Raw genomic sequence first — 16,180 nt, 5'->3', positions numbered from 1 at the left:
GGCATGACTGCCACGCTCACCCCACCCGCGGCCGGCCCCGCCGCCTCCGTGCGCGCCGGAGCCGTCCCCCGGCGGCGCACCCGGCTGCTCGCGCTGCCGGAGGTCCGTTGGGCCGCCGCGGCCACCGCGCTGTTCCTGCTCGCGCTGCCGCTCCAGCTCGCCGGAGCGCCCGCCTGGATCTGGGGTCCGCTGTACGCGCTGTCGTACGCCACCGGCGGCTGGGAGCCGGGCTGGGAGGGGCTCAAGGCGCTCAAGGACCGGACCCTCGACGTCGATCTGCTGATGGTCGTCGCCGCGCTCGGCGCCGCATCGATCGGGCAGGTCATGGACGGCGCCCTGCTGATCGTCATCTTCGCGACCTCGGGCGCGCTGGAGGCGCTCGCCACCGCCCGCACCGCCGACTCGGTGCGCGGCCTGCTCGACCTGGCCCCCGCCACGGCCACCCGCATCGCCGCCGACGGCACCGAACAGGCCGTCCTCGTCGCCGAGTTGGCGGTCGGCGACACCGTCCTCGTACGGCCCGGCGAGAGCGTCGGAGCGGACGGACGGGTGCTCGACGGAGCCAGTGAGGTGGATCAGGCGAGCATCACCGGCGAGCCGCTCCCGGCGGCGAAGGAGCCGGGCGACGAGGTCTTTGCGGGCACCCTCAACGGCACCGGCGCGCTGCGTGTCCGTGTCGAGCGGGACGCCTCCGACTCCGTGATCGCCCGCATCGTACGGATGGTGGAGGAGGCGTCGGAGACCAAGGCGCCCACGCAGTTGTTCATCGAGAAGGTCGAACAGCGTTACTCGCTGGGCATGGTGGCCGCGACGCTCGCCGTGTTCGGTGTGCCGCTCGCGTTCGGCGAGGCGTTCTCCGAGGCGCTGCTGCGCGCGATGACCTTCATGATCGTGGCCTCGCCGTGCGCGGTGGTCCTGGCCACCATGCCGCCCCTGCTGTCGGCCATCGCCAACGCCGGCCGGCACGGTGTGCTGGTGAAGTCGGCCGTGGCGATGGAACGCCTCGGCCAGATCGACGCCGTGGCGCTGGACAAGACCGGCACGCTCACCGAGGGGACGCCGCGCGTCGTCGACGTACGACCCTTGCGCGAACGCAGCCTGGACGAGGCCGAGTTGCTGATGCTCGCCGCGGCGGCCGAGCACCCCAGCGAGCATCCGCTGGCCCGCGCGGTGGTGGACGCGGCACGCGAGCGTGGCCTCGACCTGCCGGCCGCCGAGGGCTTCACGTCATCGCCCGGGATCGGCGTCCGGGCCGTCGTCGGGGGCCGTACGGTCGAGGTGGGCGCTCCGGCGCGGCTGCACGCCGAAGCCGAGATCGAGGGCGTGGGCGAGGCCGAAGTCGAGGCCGAGTGCGCAGAGGATGCAGATGACGACGGCGTGGTCGCGGCACTCGCCCGGGAACTGGAGGAGTCCGGCCGTACCGCCGTCCTCGTGGTCGTCGACGGAACCCCGGCCGGTGTGCTCGGCATCGCCGACCGGCTGCGTCCCGACGCGGCCGCGACCGTCGCCGCACTGACCGTCCTGACCGGCACCGCCCCGATCCTCCTCACCGGCGACAACCCCACTGCCGCCGCGCACCTGGCCGCCGAGGCCGGGATCGAGGACGTGCGGGCCGGGCTGCTGCCGCAGGACAAGGTGGGCGCGGTGCGGGAGTTGGAAGGCGCCGGGTACCGGGTGATGGTCGTCGGGGACGGCGTCAACGACGCGCCCGCGCTGGCCGCCGCGCACATCGGCGTCGCCATGGGCCGAGCCGGCTCCGACCTCGCCCTGGAGACCGCCGACGCGGTGATCGTGCGCGACGAGCTCGCCGCCGTACCCGCCACCGTCGCCCTGTCCCGCCGCGCCCGCGAGCTGGTGGTGCAGAACCTCGCCATCGCCGGGGTGTTCATCGCCGGCCTCGTCGTCTGGGACCTGGCCTGGACGCTGCCGCTGCCCCTCGGGGTCGCGGGCCACGAGGGCTCCACGGTCCTCGTCGGCCTGAACGGACTGCGCCTGCTGCGGGACGCGGCCTGGAAGCGGGCGGCGGCGGACGGGACCGGCTGATCCCGGCGGGTGCCGCGGAGTTGTAGTGCCTGCAACCGCGGCTGCCGGGGCCGACGGTGAGCGCCGGTATCGCAAACCCCGGGGACGGCCGTCAACCAGCGGGCGGGGGACCGCTGCTGGCGCGGAGCACCAGGTCGACCGGGACCAATGAGCGGGTCCGGGACGGTTCCTCTGTGCCGTCGAGACGGTCCAGGAGCAGCCGGAGCGAGCGCGTGCCGATCTCCGCGAAGTCCGTGCGCACGGTGGTCAGCGGCGGAAGGAAATGCGCGGCCTCGGGGATGTCGTCGTAGCCCACGACACTGATGTCGCCGGGGACGGAGCGGCCCGCTTCGTGCAGGGCGTGCAGCAGACCGAGGGCCATCTGGTCGTTCGAGGCGAACACGGCTGTGACGTCCGTGCGCCGGGCCAGCCGCCGGCCCAGCTCGTAGCCCGAGTCGGCACTCCAGTCGCCGATCAGCGGGGTCGGCACCGCCGCGCCTGCCGCCTCCAGGCAGGCCTGCCAGCTGCCGAGCCGGTGATCGGCCGAGGTCCAGCCGGTCGGGCCCGCGACGTGCCACACCGTGCGGTGTCCCAGGCCCAGCAGATACTCGACGGCCTTGCGGGCACCGGCCCGGGAGTCGCCGGTGACCTGCTGGGTGTCGGCGTCGAGGCCGTTCTCCAGCACGATCAGCGGGGTGTCGAGGCGGGTGTCGGCCAGGGCCTTGCCGACCCACAGCTGTGGGGCGATGGCGATCACGCCGTCCGCGCCCTCGGCGGACAGCCGGTTCACGGCCTCGACCACCGTGTCGGGTTCGGCGGTGTCCAGGGCGATCGAGCTGAGCAGGTAACCGGCTTCCTGTGCCGCGGTGTTGATCGCGGTCAGGATCGAGGCGGGGCCGTAGCGGGCGGCGTCGAAGGAGATCACACCGACCATCCGGGTCCGCCCGCTGGCCAGCGAACGCGCGCTGCGGCTCGGCCGGTAGCCCAGTGTGCGCATGGCGCTCAGCACTGTCTCGCGGGTCTCGGCCCGCACCGACGGATGGTCGTTGAGGACGCGGGAGACGGTCTGCTTGGAGACGCCCGCCAGCCGGGCCACGTCGTCCATCACGGGGCGCGAGCCCGCGAAGTTCCGTCTGCTGCGCCCCCGTGGAGCGGAGTCGTCGGCGGAGCCTCGGGTCATGATCGCTGTTCCTCGCCATCGTCACGGCGGCGGCATCCGCCCCGGCAGGTCCCCCAGCATAGGCAGGTCGGCGGGGCGGAACCCCGTACGGCGCCGCCTCAACCCCTCCGCACGGCCCGGACACGACCGAGGATCCACTCGGCACGCGTCACCACCGCCGAGCGCGCCGCTTCCGCCGCCTCCTGCGGCACATGGACGCGGGCATCGGCGTGCAACGGCAGCACCCTGACCCGCAGCACCGCCCCCGCCGGAAGCCGGCCGATGTCCCAGACCCGCCCCGAGAAGAACTGGTCGGCGACCAACGTCTCTCCCACATGGGCCCGCCCGGTGTCCCCGCTCCAGTGCAACCGCAGCACGGCGCCCTCCGGGAGATCGTCCGGTACGTCGACGCGGTACTCGGCGGCCACCGTGTCGTAGTGCTTGTCCGCGGGCGCGCTCGCACGTCCCAGCACGCCGGTCGCGGGCTCGGGCGCAGGCCCCGGGGGCCGCACCAGAGTGAGCGAAGCCCGGAGCGGCTCGTCGCCGCCGCCGCTTCCGACGCGGTAGCGGGCGAAGACGCCGTCGGTCTCGGCGGTCACCGTCTCCCCGTGCACCACCAGCGCGCTGTCCGGCGCCGGCAAGACGGCGAACGACGTCCGCCCGGCAGCTCTGTGCACCCGCACCTCGTCACCGTCGAAGACGATCCCGTCGGGGCTCAGCAGCAGCCGCTCGGCGCCCCAGGCCATGCCCCGATGGACAGTACGAGCCGTCGCCGCGTCCAGCACCAGCAGACCGGCCCGTCCGCCGTCCGCCGTCTCCACCTCGACCAGCGCGTCGGTGCCGGGCCGCAGCCCGGTCACCAGGATCCGGCCCCCGACTTCGGCGATGTCCCCGGACGGCGCGCTGACCGACGCCACCGTGGCGGCATCCAGGGCGAGTTCGGGCGCGATGCCGTCGGTGGCCGCGAGCACCAGGACCGTACGCCCGTCCACGTCGAGAGTGCAGACCGGCTGCGCCGTCGCCCAGTCCAGCCGTACGCCCGCGACCTCGAGCCGCAGCGGCCAGCAGAAGTACGCGCCCGCCGGCACGGTCACCGGTGTGGCGGGCAGCGTCAACGCCTGTGCCTCGCCCGGAAATTCGACCGTGAACGACGTGTCCGGGTGGTCCGGCAGCGGCTCGTGCGGCTGGTGGTTGTTGACGAAGAGGAACCCGGTGTCGCCGTCGGCGCGCACGGCCCACCGCAGGGTGTCCCGGTCGAGCTGCCCTTCGGGCAGGCGCTCCGGCAGCACCGACTCCATCGGGGCGATCAGATGGCCGTAGTCCGCCAGCAGCAGGTGCTGGAGTCGGAGTTCGCCGTACGAGGGCCGGTACTGGCCGTACTCGCCGAGCGGCGCCTGGAAGTCGTACGTCAGGACCGGCAGGTCGTTGGGGTATCCGGTGGCGTGGGACTCCTGGAGGGTGGATCGCTCGCCGAGCGGGTTCGTGCCGCCGTGGAACATGTAGTAGCCCTGCCACACCGAGCCGCAGCCGATCTTGGTGAGGCCGAGGGCGCCGATGTCGGCGGCTTCCAGGCGTGGCCGCCGGTGATACGCCACGGCCATGCCGCCGCCCAACTCGCAGGTGACCCAGGGGAATCGGCCGGCGAGGGCATCCGGGTCGCCGCCCCGGACGGTGGTCGGTCGCAGATCGGCGCCGATGCCTTCGTCGTCGCGCTGGTGGGTGAAGAAGAAGTGCTTGCGGCAGGTGTCGGGCCAGCCGCCGTCCGCCTCCGTCCAGAAGGCCTCCGGGTAGCCCCCGTACAGCGGAAGCAGCTCGTCGGGCGGGAGCCGCACACCGCCCCATGCGGTCGACGTCCACAGCGGCGCGCTCAGGCCGGCCGTCTGGGCCATCCGCTTCAGCGTCAGCAGGTGGCCCGGCCGGTCGTAGAGCTCGTTCTCGATCTGGATCGCGACGATCGGGCCGCCGTGGGCGCGGTCGAGGCCGCGCAGTTGCTCTGCGATCGCCGCGAACCAGTCCTGTACGGGCGCGAGATACGCCGGGTCGTCGGTGCGCGGTGTGCAGTCGCGGGCCATGAGCCAGTCGGGGAGGCCGCCGTTCCTGACCTCAGCGTGCGACCAGGGGCCGATGCGGGGGATGAAGTCGAGGCCGTGGCGGGCGCACAGCTCGGCGAAACGGCGCAGGTCGCGGTCGCCGTCGAAGCGGACTCGGCCCTCGGTCTCCTCGTGGTGGATCCAGATGACATAGCTCGCGACGGCCGTCACGCCGCCCGCCTTCATCTTCAGCAGTTCCTCCTCCCACTCGGCGGCCGGGAAGCGGGTGTAGTGGAACTCGCCGGACACCGGGAACCACGGCCGTCCCCCACGGGTGAGCCAACGGCTGGTGACCTCGATCGGGTCGGGGACGCCGGGCGCGTCGGTGAAGGGCAGGTGGCCGGTCAGCGGGGGAGGGGACGGCGTCGGGATGCGCAGGCGGTGCGGGCGGGTCATCAGTCGGACTCCGGACCTAGATCGGCGGTGTCGGTGAGCCTGGCGCGGGTGCTTGTCGTGGCGTGCAGTTCCAGCAGGATCAGCTCGTTGGTGCCGGGGCGCAGGATCGGCGCGGGGACGTAGAGGGTGTGCTGGGGGCCGCGGTTCCAGTAGCGGCCGAGGTGGAAGCCGTTGATCCAGGCCTGGCCCTTGGTCCAGCCGGGCAGGGCGAGGAAGGAGTCCGCCGGGACGTCGACCTCGAACGTGCCCTGGTGGAAGGCGGGTTCGACGGCCGTGGCCGCCTCGGCGGGCGCGAAGGGCAGTCCGGTCAGGTCGTCCAGGGGCAGGGGGTGGCAGTCCCAGCCGTGCAGCGGGCGGCCGTCGAAGGTGACGGGGCCGAGGAGGCCCTTGGGCGCGCCGATGCGGGGGCCGTAGTTGACGCCGCCCATGTTCTCGACGAGGACCTCCAGCGTGGCGCCTGGGTGCGGGACACGGACGGGCAGGGTCTCGTCGTGGCGCTCGCGTTCCAGCACGCCGACGGGTGCGCCGTCGACGAAGACCTGTGCGCGGTCGCCGACGCCGCCCGTGAAGTGCAGCAGGCCGTCGCCCGCCGTGCCGAAGGTGGTGCGGTAGAGCGCGTAACCGGTGTCCAGGCCCAGGACGTTCATCGTCGCCGGGTCCTCGGTGCGGACGGGCTCGGCGAGGGCCTTCGTACGAGTCAGCAGCGGCGCCCGGCGGTCCAACTCGACCGCGGTGGGCGGGAGTTTGCGGGACGGTGCCGGGGCGGGCTCGTCGGGGACCGGCAGATGGCGGGCGATGACCTCACGGAAGGCGTGGTACTTGGGGCCGGGGTCACCGCACTCGGTGAGGGCCGCGTCGTAGTCGTAGGACGTGACGGTGGGCTGGTAGGCGTGCTTGTGGTTGGCGCCGTTGGTGAAGCCGAAGTTGGTGCCGCCGTGGAACATGTAGATGTTGACCGAGGCGCCGGCCGACAGCAGCCGGTCCAGGTCGGCGGCGGCGTCGGCCGCGTCCCGCACATGATGCGGACCGCCCCAGTGATCGAACCAGCCGATCCAGAACTCCGCGCACATCAGGGGGCCTTCGGGCTGGTGCCGGCGCAGCTCGGCGAGGTTCCGGTCGACCCGGCTGCCGAACGTGGCGGTGGCCAGGACGCCGGGGAGGCCGCCGGCGGCCAGGTGCTCGGGGTCGGCCTGGTCGCAGGTGAACAGCAGCTCCTCCACGCCCCTGCTCCGGAAGGCCGATTCGAGGTGCTTCAGGTACGCGGTGGCGTCGCCGTAGGCGCCGTACTCGTTCTCCACCTGTACCGCGATCACCGGACCGCCGGCCGCCGCCATGAACGGCAGCAGCGGAGGCAGCAGCTCGTCCAGGTACCGGTCGAACGCGCCGGTGAAACGCGGGTCGCCCGTCCGCAGCTTGATGTCCGGGTCCGCGATGAGCCACGCGGGCAGACCGCCGTCGTCCCACTCGGCGCAGATGAACGGTCCCGGGCGCAGCAGGACGTGCAGGCCCTCGGCGCGGGCCAGGCTCAGATAGCGGGGCAGGTCGAGGAAGCCGTCGAGGACGATTGGGCCTGCCGGATCGGGCTGGTGGAGGTTCCACGGCACATACGTCTCGACAGAGTTGAGCCCCATCAGACGGGCCTTGCGCAGCCGGTCGGCCCACTGGTCGGGGTGGACGCGGAAGTAGTGCATGGCGCCGGAGACGATCCGGAACGGCTCGCCGCGCAGCAGGAAACCGTCGGCGGACGTCGTCAGAGCGGACATTGCGGAAGTTCCCTTCGATGGGGACGTACGGGGGATGTGCGGTGCGCCGGAGGCCGGGGCCGAGCCGGGCGCGCGGCTCGGGCATCAGCGGGACCGGTCGGTGGCGCGGATCAGCCAGAAGGTCGCCGTCAGACACAGCGCCGAGACGGCGCCGAGGATGAGGGGGACACTGCGGATGCCGGACCACTCGATGGCCTTGCCGAGGGCCGGGCCCGCCACCACACCGCCGACCATCGACGCCGCGATGACCACCGCTCCCGCCCTGCGCGCCCGCGGGGCGGCGCGGTTGAGCCACGGCAGTCCGGTCGGGAAGATCGGCGCGATGAACAGACCGACACCGGCATAGGCGTACGGCGCAAGGCCCGGCACCGCGGCGAGCAGCAGACAGACCGTCATGCCCGCGCACGAGACCGCGATGATGGTCTCGGCCGAGAACCGCAGCGCGATCGGCGCGACCAGGAAGCGGCCCACGGTCATCATCAACCAGTAGACGGACGTGGCGGTCGCGGCGATCCCCGCCGAGTAGCCGACGGTCTGAAGATGGGTCGGCTCCCAGCCGCCGACACCGGCCTCGATGCCGACGTGCATGACGTACAGGGCCACGAACACCGCGAGCACGGAGCCGAGGCTGCGGGCGAGGACCGGACCGCCGGCCCCGTCGGCTGTCCCGGACGACTTCGGTGCGCGGTCGCCCACGCCTCGAAGGCACAGCAGCAGCGGCAGATTGGCCAGCGCGAAGCCGAGGAACACCGCCGGGTAGTGCTCGGCACCCACCGCTCCGATCAGCGCGGGACCGAGGATCGCGCCGATGCCGAAATGGGCGTTGAGGATGTTGAGCATGGCCGTCGAACGGTGGCCGAAGCCGACCGCGAACAACTGGTTGAGGCCGTAGTCGATACCGCCGAAGCCGAGCCCGGCCAGCAGGGACATGGCCAGGGCGGCAGGCCAGTCGGGCGCGAGCGCGAAGCCGGCCGCGCCGATCGCCATCAGCAGATACGAGGCTCCGAGGATGCCCCGGTTGCCGACCCGGCCGTAGAGGCGGTCGAAGAGCAGCACCCCGGCCACCCCGCCGACGAAGTGCGCGCTCAGCCCGAGACCGGCGGCGGAAGGCGACAGGCCGAACTCCTCGCGGAAGGCGGGGATCGCCGGGCCGTACAGGGCCTGGAGGGCGCCGATGAGCACGAAGCCCACGCACGAGGCGACCACGGCGGCGGGACTGAAGACCCGCGGGTGCGAAGGTGCCGACGTCAGCGTCATGGCGTGTGATGTTACCGGTAACATCTCGGCGCTCGTCAAGATCCGGGTCGGGGTGGGACGGGATGGGTGCGGAGTGCGGCGGGTCGGGAATCGAATTGGACTGTGAGTACAGAGTCTGGACGTGTAGTCTAGGAGGCGGTCGCTCGGTGCATGCGGTGCCGAGTGCGGGCGGAGCGAGGAGTGCGCGATGGCGGCCGATGAGGCACTGGAGGCGGAGCGGGACGCGATCGTCGCCGCGCTGGGCCCGGTCGCCGACGGGCTCGCGGCGACGTTCGGGCCGATGTGCGAGGTCGTGCTGCACGACTACCGGCGGCCGGAGACGTCCGTGGTCGCCGTGGCCGGTGCGGTGACCGGGCGGGCCGTGGGCGGTGCGATGAGCGAGATCGGCATGCGGATCGTCGCGCGCGGCGAGGGCGCGGGCGACGAGCTGAACTACGTCACGCGGACCCGCGGCGGCAAGCTGGTCAAGGCCTCCACGATGGTGCTGCGCGACTCGACGGGCACGGTGTTCGGCGCCCTCTGCGTGAACCTCGACGTCACCGCCGTGAACGACGCCCACGCCCTGCTCGGCGCCCTCGCCGGCATCGCCGCCGCCCCGGCCGAGGTGCCGGTCACCACCTTCGGCAACGACATCGACTCCGTCGTGGACGCCATCCTCGACGCCCATCAACTCCGGCAGAACGGCAGCTGGGCCGGACTCGACCGAACCCAGCGCCTGGAGCTGTTCCGCGGCCTCGACGAGCGGGGCGTGTTCGCCGTCCGGCGTGCGATCGAGCAGGTCGCGGGGCGGCTCGGGATCTCCCGGGCGTCCGCGTACAGCTATCTGTCGCAGGCGAGAGCGGAGTAGCCGCGGCGGACGTGACCACGGCCGGCCTGCTCAGCCCCGTCGGAGCCGGCCATGTGGCACCAGGCCACTTCGGACCCGGCCACTTCGGACCCGGCCACTTCGGACCCAGCCCCGTCGGACCCGGCCACTTCCGACCCCGCCGCGTCGGGCGCGGCCGCAACAGGCAGAGCCGCCATCACCAAGACACCCCTGGAGGACACGCGTGACGACCACAACCCCGCCGGTCACCCTCGACGACGTCCGTGATGCCGCCGAGCGGCTCAAGGGCGTCGCCCACCGCACCCCCGTGCTGCGCTCGCGCACGCTCGACGAACTCGTCGGCGCCGAGGTCTTCCTCAAGTGCGAGAACTTCCAGCGGGTCGGCGCCTTCAAGTTCCGCGGCGCCTACAACGCGGCCTCCCGGCTGACGCCCGAGCAGCTCGGCCGTGGCATCGCCGCCTACTCGTCCGGCAACCACGCCCAGGCCGTCGCCCTGGCCGCCCGGGAACTCGGCACCACGGCGGTCATCGTCATGCCCGAGGACGCCCCGCCGTCGAAGCGCGCGGCCACCGAGGGCTACGGAGCCGAGATCGTCACCTACGACCGCTACACCGGTGATCGGGTCGCCATCGCCGAGGCCCTCGCCGCCGAGCGCGGCCTCGCCCTGATCCCGCCGTACGAGCATCCGCACGTGATGGCCGGACAGGGCACCGCCGCTCTTGAACTCCTGGAGGAGGTCGGGGAGTTGGGTGCCCTGCTGACGCCGGTCGGCGGGGGCGGGCTCATGGCCGGCAGCGCCACCGTCGCCAAGGGGCTGCACCCGGAGATCCGGATGATCGGTGTGGAGCCGGAGGCCGGAGACGACACCAAGCGCTCCCTGGAGGCGGGGCGGCGCGTCAGCATCCCGGTGCCGCACACCATCGCCGACGGACAGGCCCTGCACATTCCCGGGGAGCTGACCTTCTCCGTGAACCGGCGGCTCGTCGACGAGATCGCGCTGGTCGCCGACGACGAGATCCGCGACGCGATGCGGTTCGCCTTCGAGCGTCTGAAGATCGTCGTGGAGCCGAGCGGTGCCAGCCCGCTCGCCGCCCTGCTCACCGGCCGGGTGGGGGCGCCCGCGCGCCGGGTCGGCGTGATCGTCTCCGGCGGGAACGTCGACGCCGTACGCTTCGCCGAGCTCTGCGGAGACCGCGTCTGAGGGGGCGCCCCCCGGGTCGGCGTGAGGGCATTCCCAGGTCGGCCGACCGGCCGTCCCCCGGTTGGCGGCCCCGAGTGGACAGGCGGACGATTGAGGGGTAGGAGGCCGGCCGCCGACGGCGGTGTCCAGGGCCGCCGGGGAGACCGGCACCGGCCGCGGTGACCCACGGCCGGAAGGGAGCGCGTCATGTTGGAAGTGAAGACGCTCGACAAGCCCGACGAGCGGCGTGATTTCCCCCGCGGCCACCTCGAAGCCGTCCATATGCCGGATCTCGACTTCGCCGTGGCGACCTTCGAGCCCGGCTGGCGCTGGACGGAGTCCGTGGCCCCGCTGGCGGGCACCAAGACCTGCCAGATGCACCACAACGGCTACATCCTCCAGGGCCACCTCCACATCCGCATGGACGACGGCACCGAGACCGACGTCGGCCCCGGCGACGTCTTCGTCTGCACCCCCGGGCACGACGCCTGGGTGGTGGGCGACGAGCAGGTCGTGACCTACGACTTCCAGGGGCAGACGGCGCGCGAGTTCGCCAAGAAGTAGCCGCCCATCCGTACGGGAGTCGACCGTCGGCCCCGCGCCGGCACATCACACGGTGACGACGACCTTGGCGCGCGCGTGCTCCACCTCCAGGTAACGGATGGCCTCGGCCGCCTCGCTCAGCGGATACGTCCGCTCGACGACCGGAGCGATCTTCCCGGACTCGGCCAGTTCCCGCAGCGCCTCGAGGTTCGCCCTGCTCTGCCGTGCGGCGATCTCCAGCAGCCGGTGGTTCCGTGCGAACGGAGCCACCAGCCGCCGCTTGATGAACAGCCCCATCGGTCCGACGACGCTGCCGCCCTCGTACACCCCGCCGCCGGACAGGACGAGCGTCCCGACGGGGTTCAGCACACGCCGGAACTCCCCGAGCGAGTGGTTGCCGACCAGGTCCAGCACCACGTCGTAGCGCGCCTCGCCCCGGGTGAAGTCCTCCTGGGTGTAGTCGATGATCCGGTCGGCGCCCAGTGAGCGCACCATGTCGACGTTGCGGGTGCTGCACACGGCCGTCACCTCGGTGCCGTACGCCTTGCCGAGCTGCACGGCGAACGTGCCCACGCCGCCCGAGGCCCCGTTCACCAGCAGCGTCTGCCCCGGCTGCACCCGGGCGACGTCACGCAGGCCGATCAGGGCGGTGTTGCCCGCCAGCGGAATCGCCGCCGCCTGCTCGAAGGTGAGGTTGGCCGGCTTCGGGCCCACATTGTCGGCCCGGGCGCACACGTACTCCGCGAACGCGCCGTCGGCCTCGCCGTACACCTCGTCGCCGGGCTTCAGTCCGGTGACGCCGGAGCCCACCTCCTCCACCACACCCGCGAAGTCCCTGCCCCGCACCGGCGCCTTGGGCCTGCGGAACCCCATCATGGTGCGACCGATCACCGGGTCGCCGTGCATGAGGTGCCAGTCGTAGGCGTTGACCGAGGCCGCGTGCACCCGCACCAGGACCTCGTCCGCCGTCGGCACCGGCCGGTCGACGTCCCGGAACTCCAGGACGTCCGCCGAGCCGTACCGATCCTGAATCACTGCCTTCATGGGATCCCCCTCCGCTCCTGCCGAGCGTATGGAGGCCGGACCGTCCCGACCATCGGGGGCGGACCCTGATTTTCTCCGGGGTCCGGCCCTCCCCTTGCCCTGAGGAAACCGATCGGTTTACGCTTCTGGTGTCGGAAACCGATCGGTTTCCGATCTCTGGACAAGCGCTGAGCATTACGAGGAGACCCCCATGACCACCATCGAAGGTTCCGTGGCCCTGGTCACCGGCGGCAGCCGCGGCATCGGCCGCGCCCTGGTCGCCGCCCTGTACGAGCGGGGCGCGAAGAAGGTGTACGCCACCGCCCGCGACCCGCACACCGTCACCCACCCCGACGCCGTGCCGCTGGCCCTGGAGGTGACCGACCCGGCGTCCGTCGCGGCCGCCGCCGAGCAGGCCCAGGACGTCACGCTGCTGATCAACAACGCGGGTGCCTCGGTGAACGCGAACTTCCTCGACTCGCCGGTCGACGACGTCCGGCGCGAGTTCGAGACCAACTTCTACGGACCGCTCCTGGTCACCAGGGCCTTCGTCCCCGTCATCGAGCGCAACGGCGGCGGCCACATCCTCAACGTCCACTCCGTGCTGTCGTGGATCGGCCTCGCCGGCTCCTACAGCGCCTCCAAGGCCGCCTTCTGGTCGCAGACCAACTCGCTGCGCCTGGACCTGAAGCCGCGCGGCATCGAAGTCACCGGCCTGCACGTCGGCTACGTCGACACCGACCTGGCCGCCCATGTCGACGCGCCCAAGTCCACGGCCGAGAGCGTTGCCGCACAGGCCCTCGACGGGATCGCCTCGGGCGCCTACGAGGTCCTCGCGGACGACGTCACCCGGCAGGTGAAGGCGGGACTGTCGGCCGATCCGGCCGCCCTCTACCCGCAGCTCGCCGCCTGACTAGACCGGCAGCAGCCTCTCCACCAGCGCGCTGAGCTGCCGGGCGGTGCGGCACTCGTGCATCTCGACCAGCTCGGCGTAGGAGGGCGCGGCGGAGTCGCCGGTGCCCCAGCTGGAGCGCTGCTCCGGGTTCAGCCAGTACACGCGACGCGCCTGTCCGGCGATCTCCCGTACGGCCGGCAGGTTCGGGTCGCTCATGTTGGTGCGGGCGTCACCGAGGACGAACACCGTCGTGCGCGGGCCGACCGCGTCGCCGTAGCGCTCGGCGAACTCGCCCAGCGCCATGCCGTAGTCGCTGCTGCCGTGATAGCCCGTGAGCGTGGCCTCCGCCTCGATCCGGTTGCCGAGCCCCTCCGGGTCGGCGGTGCCGCGCTCCAGCAACCCGGTCACCTCGTCGATCCGGTTGACGAACGCGAACACGCGCACCTTGCTGAACTGGTCGTGCAGCGCCTGCACCAGCAGCATCGTGAAGTCCGAGAACCCGGAGACCGACCCCGACACATCGCACAGCAGCACCAGTTCGGGGCGGGCCGGTCGCCGTCTGCGCAGCACCGGCTTCATCGGCACCCCGCCCGTCGACAGCGATCCGCGCAGGGTGCGGCGCAGGTCGATCGTGCCTCGCGCGGCGCGACGGCGACGTGCCGCGAGCCGGGTTGCGAGCTTGCGGGCCAGCGGCTGAACGGCCCTGCGCAGCTCGGCCAGTTGGGCCTTCCCGGCGAACAGGAAGTCGACCCGGTCGGCGGTCGGGGCCACGGCGCGCCGGGCGATGTCGTCGCGCCCGCGCCGCTCGGCGACCCGGCGCCGCGCCTCCGCGGCCACCAGCCGGCGGAAGGTCTCGATGCGCCGCCGGATCTCGTCCTCCAGCAGCCGGTCCGCGAACCCCGAACTCGCGCCCCGCCCACGGACGTCGTCGCGGACCCGGGCCAGCAGCGTCTGCGGGCGCAGCCGCTCCAGCGCCTGGTACGACGACCAGCCGTCCGACTCCGGAGAGGAGCCGTAGCCACCGAACCCGTCCACGGTCTCCACCGCGAGACGGCCCATCAACGCCCGGTCGTCGGCCGCCAACGCCGCCGCCAGCCGGTCCCGCAGGTCGTCCCGTCCCGCGGCCTTCCGGTCCGGGCCGCCGACGCCGCGCGGGAAGTACAGGTCGAAGACCGGGTCGAACACCGGCCGTTGCCCGGTGCCGTGCAGCAGCGTCGCCGCCAGCCCCTCGCGCAGCAGCTCACGGTCCGCGAGGCCGAGCGCCTCGATGGCCTGCGCCGCGTCCACCGTCTCGCCGGTGCCGATCCGGATGCCGTGCGCGCGCAACGCGCCGACCAGGGACGTCAGCCGCTCCGCGACGCCCGTCGGCGTGGTCACAGGGCGTCCAGGTCGAGCTTCGCGGTCGCCTTGAGGACGTCGTCCTGATGCTTGAGCAGAACGCCGAGGGTGGCCTGTACGACCGTCACGTCCAGCGAGTCGGCGCCGAGCGCGAGCAGGGTGCGCGCCCAGTCGATGGTCTCGGCGACGGACGGCACCTTGCGCAGGTCCATCGCGCGCAGAGCGCCCACGACCCGCACCACCGAGCGGGCCAGCGCCTCGTCGAGGCCCGGCACCTTCAGCCGTACGATCCGGCGCTCCAACTCCTCGTCCGGGAAGCCGATGTGCAGGAAGAGGCAGCGGCGGCGCAGCGCCTCGGACAGCTCCCGGCTCGCGTTGGAGGTGAGCACGACGAAGGGGCGGCGGGTCGCCGTGATGGTGCCGAGTTCGGGGACCGTGACCTGGAAGTCGCTGAGCACCTCCAGGAGCAGGCCCTCCACCTCGACGTCGGCCTTGTCGGTCTCGTCGATCAGCAGCACCTTGGGGTCCTCGCCCCGGATGGCCGTGAGCAGTGGCCGGGTGAGCAGGAACTCCTCGCTGAAGATGTCCGTGCGGGTCTCGTCCCACGTCTCGTCGCGACCGGCGCTGATGCGCAGCAGCTGCTTGGCGTGGTTCCACTCGTACAGCGCCCGGGACTCGTCGACCCCCTCGTAGCACTGGAGCCGTACCAGCTGTGCCTGCGCCACCTGGGCGACGGCCTTGGCGAGTTCCGTCTTGCCGACTCCGGCCGGGCCCTCCACCAGGAGCGGCTTGCCGAGACGGTCGGCGAGGAAGACGGTCGTGGCGACCGCGGGCGAGGCGAGATAGCCGGTCTCGGCCAGGCGCGCGGAGACGTCGTCGACGGATGTGAACAACGGGGCCTCCAGCTCGGCGGCGACGGTCAGAACGGTCAGGACTGCCGGGTCCGGTCAGGACCGTCATGGCGGACAGGCCGGACCGAGCACATATCTAAGCGCTTGTTCAGCGATGATGCCACGGGGATTCGGGGTACCGGAAGGAGGTAGACCGATCGGTTTCCTCTTCACCTCCGGAGAGGTAACCTCGCCGGTATGGCCACTACAGACAAGGCGTCCACCAGGGACCGGCTGCTCGACGCGGCGGCCGAGCTGTTCTACCGGGACGGCGTCTCCATCGGCGTCGAGGCGCTGTGCCGGACGGCCGGTGTCTCGAAGCGGTCCATGTACCAGCTCTTCGCGAGCAAGGACGAGGTCCTCGCGGCCAGCCTGGCCCGGCGGATGCCGGAGTACGAGTCCCAGCTGGCGCCGGACGTCGAGGACGCCGCCACCCCGCGCGAGCGGATCCTGAACGTCTTCGAGCGGCTGGAGAAGGCGTCCGCCGAGCCCGCCTACCAGGGCTGCCCCTTCCTTGCCGCGCTGGTCGAGCTGAAGGATCCGCAGCACCCCGCGAGCGCGGTCGCCCGCGAGGCGAAGGGCTGGATGAAGGGCTACTTCCGCACCCACGCCGAGGACGGCGGCGCCCGCGACGCCGAGCTGCTCGCCCGCCAGCTGATGCTGGTCTTCGACGGGGCCAGCGCACGTTCCGGGGCCCGGGTCGAGACGCTGGACGGGCTGACCGTCGCGACGGCGGCCACGCTGCTGGACGCCGCCGGCGTGAAATGACGGGGCGGCCGCCGCGGCGACCGCCCCGAA

13 protein-coding genes are annotated in these 16,180 nt (G+C 72.5%); 6 read left to right on the top strand and 7 right to left on the bottom strand.

Going from position 1 to position 16,180, the window contains the following annotated elements; all coding sequences use genetic code 11:
- Positions 1 to 3 precede the first annotated feature (3 nt).
- Positions 4 to 2,043, top strand: coding sequence for a heavy metal translocating P-type ATPase (locus tag CP983_RS03520; RefSeq protein ID WP_150498488.1), 2,040 nt, complete (start codon positions 4 to 6; stop codon positions 2,041 to 2,043).
- Positions 2,044 to 2,134: 91 nt separating this feature from the next.
- Here CP983_RS03520 and CP983_RS03515 read toward each other — a convergent pair whose 3' ends face one another.
- From CP983_RS03515 to CP983_RS03500, 4 genes are all read right to left on the bottom strand, one after another.
- On the bottom strand, positions 2,135 to 3,202 hold the full coding sequence (locus CP983_RS03515) for a LacI family DNA-binding transcriptional regulator (protein ID WP_150498487.1): 1,068 nt from the start codon (positions 3,200 to 3,202) through the stop codon (positions 2,135 to 2,137).
- 98 nt (positions 3,203 to 3,300) lie between these two features.
- Positions 3,301 to 5,667, bottom strand: a complete 2,367-nt coding sequence (locus tag CP983_RS03510) for a beta-galactosidase (RefSeq protein WP_150498486.1) — start codon at positions 5,665 to 5,667, stop codon at positions 3,301 to 3,303.
- Positions 5,667 to 7,430 (bottom strand): beta-galactosidase, encoded by a 1,764-nt coding sequence (locus CP983_RS03505; protein ID WP_150498485.1) that lies wholly within the window; start codon positions 7,428 to 7,430, stop codon positions 5,667 to 5,669. The genes CP983_RS03510 and CP983_RS03505 overlap by 1 nt, the downstream gene beginning before the upstream one ends.
- A gap of 84 nt (positions 7,431 to 7,514) precedes the next feature.
- The gene (locus CP983_RS03500; protein ID WP_150498484.1) at positions 7,515 to 8,687 is read right to left on the bottom strand and encodes an MFS transporter; all 1,173 of its coding nucleotides are present in this window, start codon (positions 8,685 to 8,687) and stop codon (positions 7,515 to 7,517) included.
- Positions 8,688 to 8,874: 187 nt separating this feature from the next.
- On the opposite strand from CP983_RS03500, the gene CP983_RS03495 reads away from it, so the two are divergent.
- The 3 genes from CP983_RS03495 to CP983_RS03485 all read left to right on the top strand — a co-directional run bounded on the left by CP983_RS03495 (position 8,875) and on the right by CP983_RS03485 (position 11,257).
- Complete coding sequence (locus CP983_RS03495; RefSeq protein WP_150498483.1) at positions 8,875 to 9,534, top strand: helix-turn-helix transcriptional regulator; 660 nt, start codon at positions 8,875 to 8,877, stop codon at positions 9,532 to 9,534.
- A gap of 202 nt (positions 9,535 to 9,736) precedes the next feature.
- Positions 9,737 to 10,714: a threo-3-hydroxy-L-aspartate ammonia-lyase gene (locus CP983_RS03490; protein WP_150498482.1), complete on the top strand. Its 978-nt coding sequence runs from the start codon at positions 9,737 to 9,739 to the stop codon at positions 10,712 to 10,714.
- 186 nt (positions 10,715 to 10,900) lie between these two features.
- A complete protein-coding gene (locus CP983_RS03485; RefSeq protein ID WP_125528392.1) occupies positions 10,901 to 11,257 on the top strand; it encodes a cupin domain-containing protein in 357 nt (118 codons plus the stop codon).
- A gap of 45 nt (positions 11,258 to 11,302) precedes the next feature.
- Here CP983_RS03485 and CP983_RS03480 read toward each other — a convergent pair whose 3' ends face one another.
- Positions 11,303 to 12,280, bottom strand: coding sequence for an NAD(P)-dependent alcohol dehydrogenase (locus CP983_RS03480; protein WP_150498481.1), 978 nt, complete (start codon positions 12,278 to 12,280; stop codon positions 11,303 to 11,305).
- A gap of 190 nt (positions 12,281 to 12,470) precedes the next feature.
- Between CP983_RS03480 and CP983_RS03475 the strand changes: the two genes are divergently transcribed.
- The gene (locus tag CP983_RS03475) at positions 12,471 to 13,172 is read left to right on the top strand and encodes an SDR family oxidoreductase (protein WP_150498480.1); all 702 of its coding nucleotides are present in this window, start codon (positions 12,471 to 12,473) and stop codon (positions 13,170 to 13,172) included.
- Here the strand turns inward: CP983_RS03475 and CP983_RS03470 are convergent, their stop codons facing one another.
- Both CP983_RS03470 and CP983_RS03465 read right to left on the bottom strand, forming a co-directional pair.
- Entirely contained in the window at positions 13,173 to 14,531 is a 1,359-nt protein-coding gene (locus CP983_RS03470; RefSeq protein ID WP_150498479.1) for a vWA domain-containing protein, read from the bottom strand.
- Entirely contained in the window at positions 14,528 to 15,385 is an 858-nt protein-coding gene (locus CP983_RS03465) for an AAA family ATPase (protein WP_107906462.1), read from the bottom strand. Before CP983_RS03465 ends, CP983_RS03470 begins: the two co-directional genes overlap by 4 nt.
- Before the next feature lie 195 nt (positions 15,386 to 15,580).
- Here CP983_RS03465 and CP983_RS03460 point away from each other — a divergent pair, with 195 nt between their 5' ends.
- Complete coding sequence (locus CP983_RS03460; protein ID WP_150498478.1) at positions 15,581 to 16,150, top strand: TetR/AcrR family transcriptional regulator; 570 nt, start codon at positions 15,581 to 15,583, stop codon at positions 16,148 to 16,150.
- Positions 16,151 to 16,180 lie beyond the last annotated feature (30 nt).

It is taken from the genome of Streptomyces chartreusis (assembly GCF_008704715.1).
GTDB lineage: Bacteria > Actinomycetota > Actinomycetes > Streptomycetales > Streptomycetaceae > Streptomyces > Streptomyces chartreusis.
Note: the sequence above shows the minus strand (reverse complement) of the source record. Positions and strands in the feature narration are given on the sequence as shown.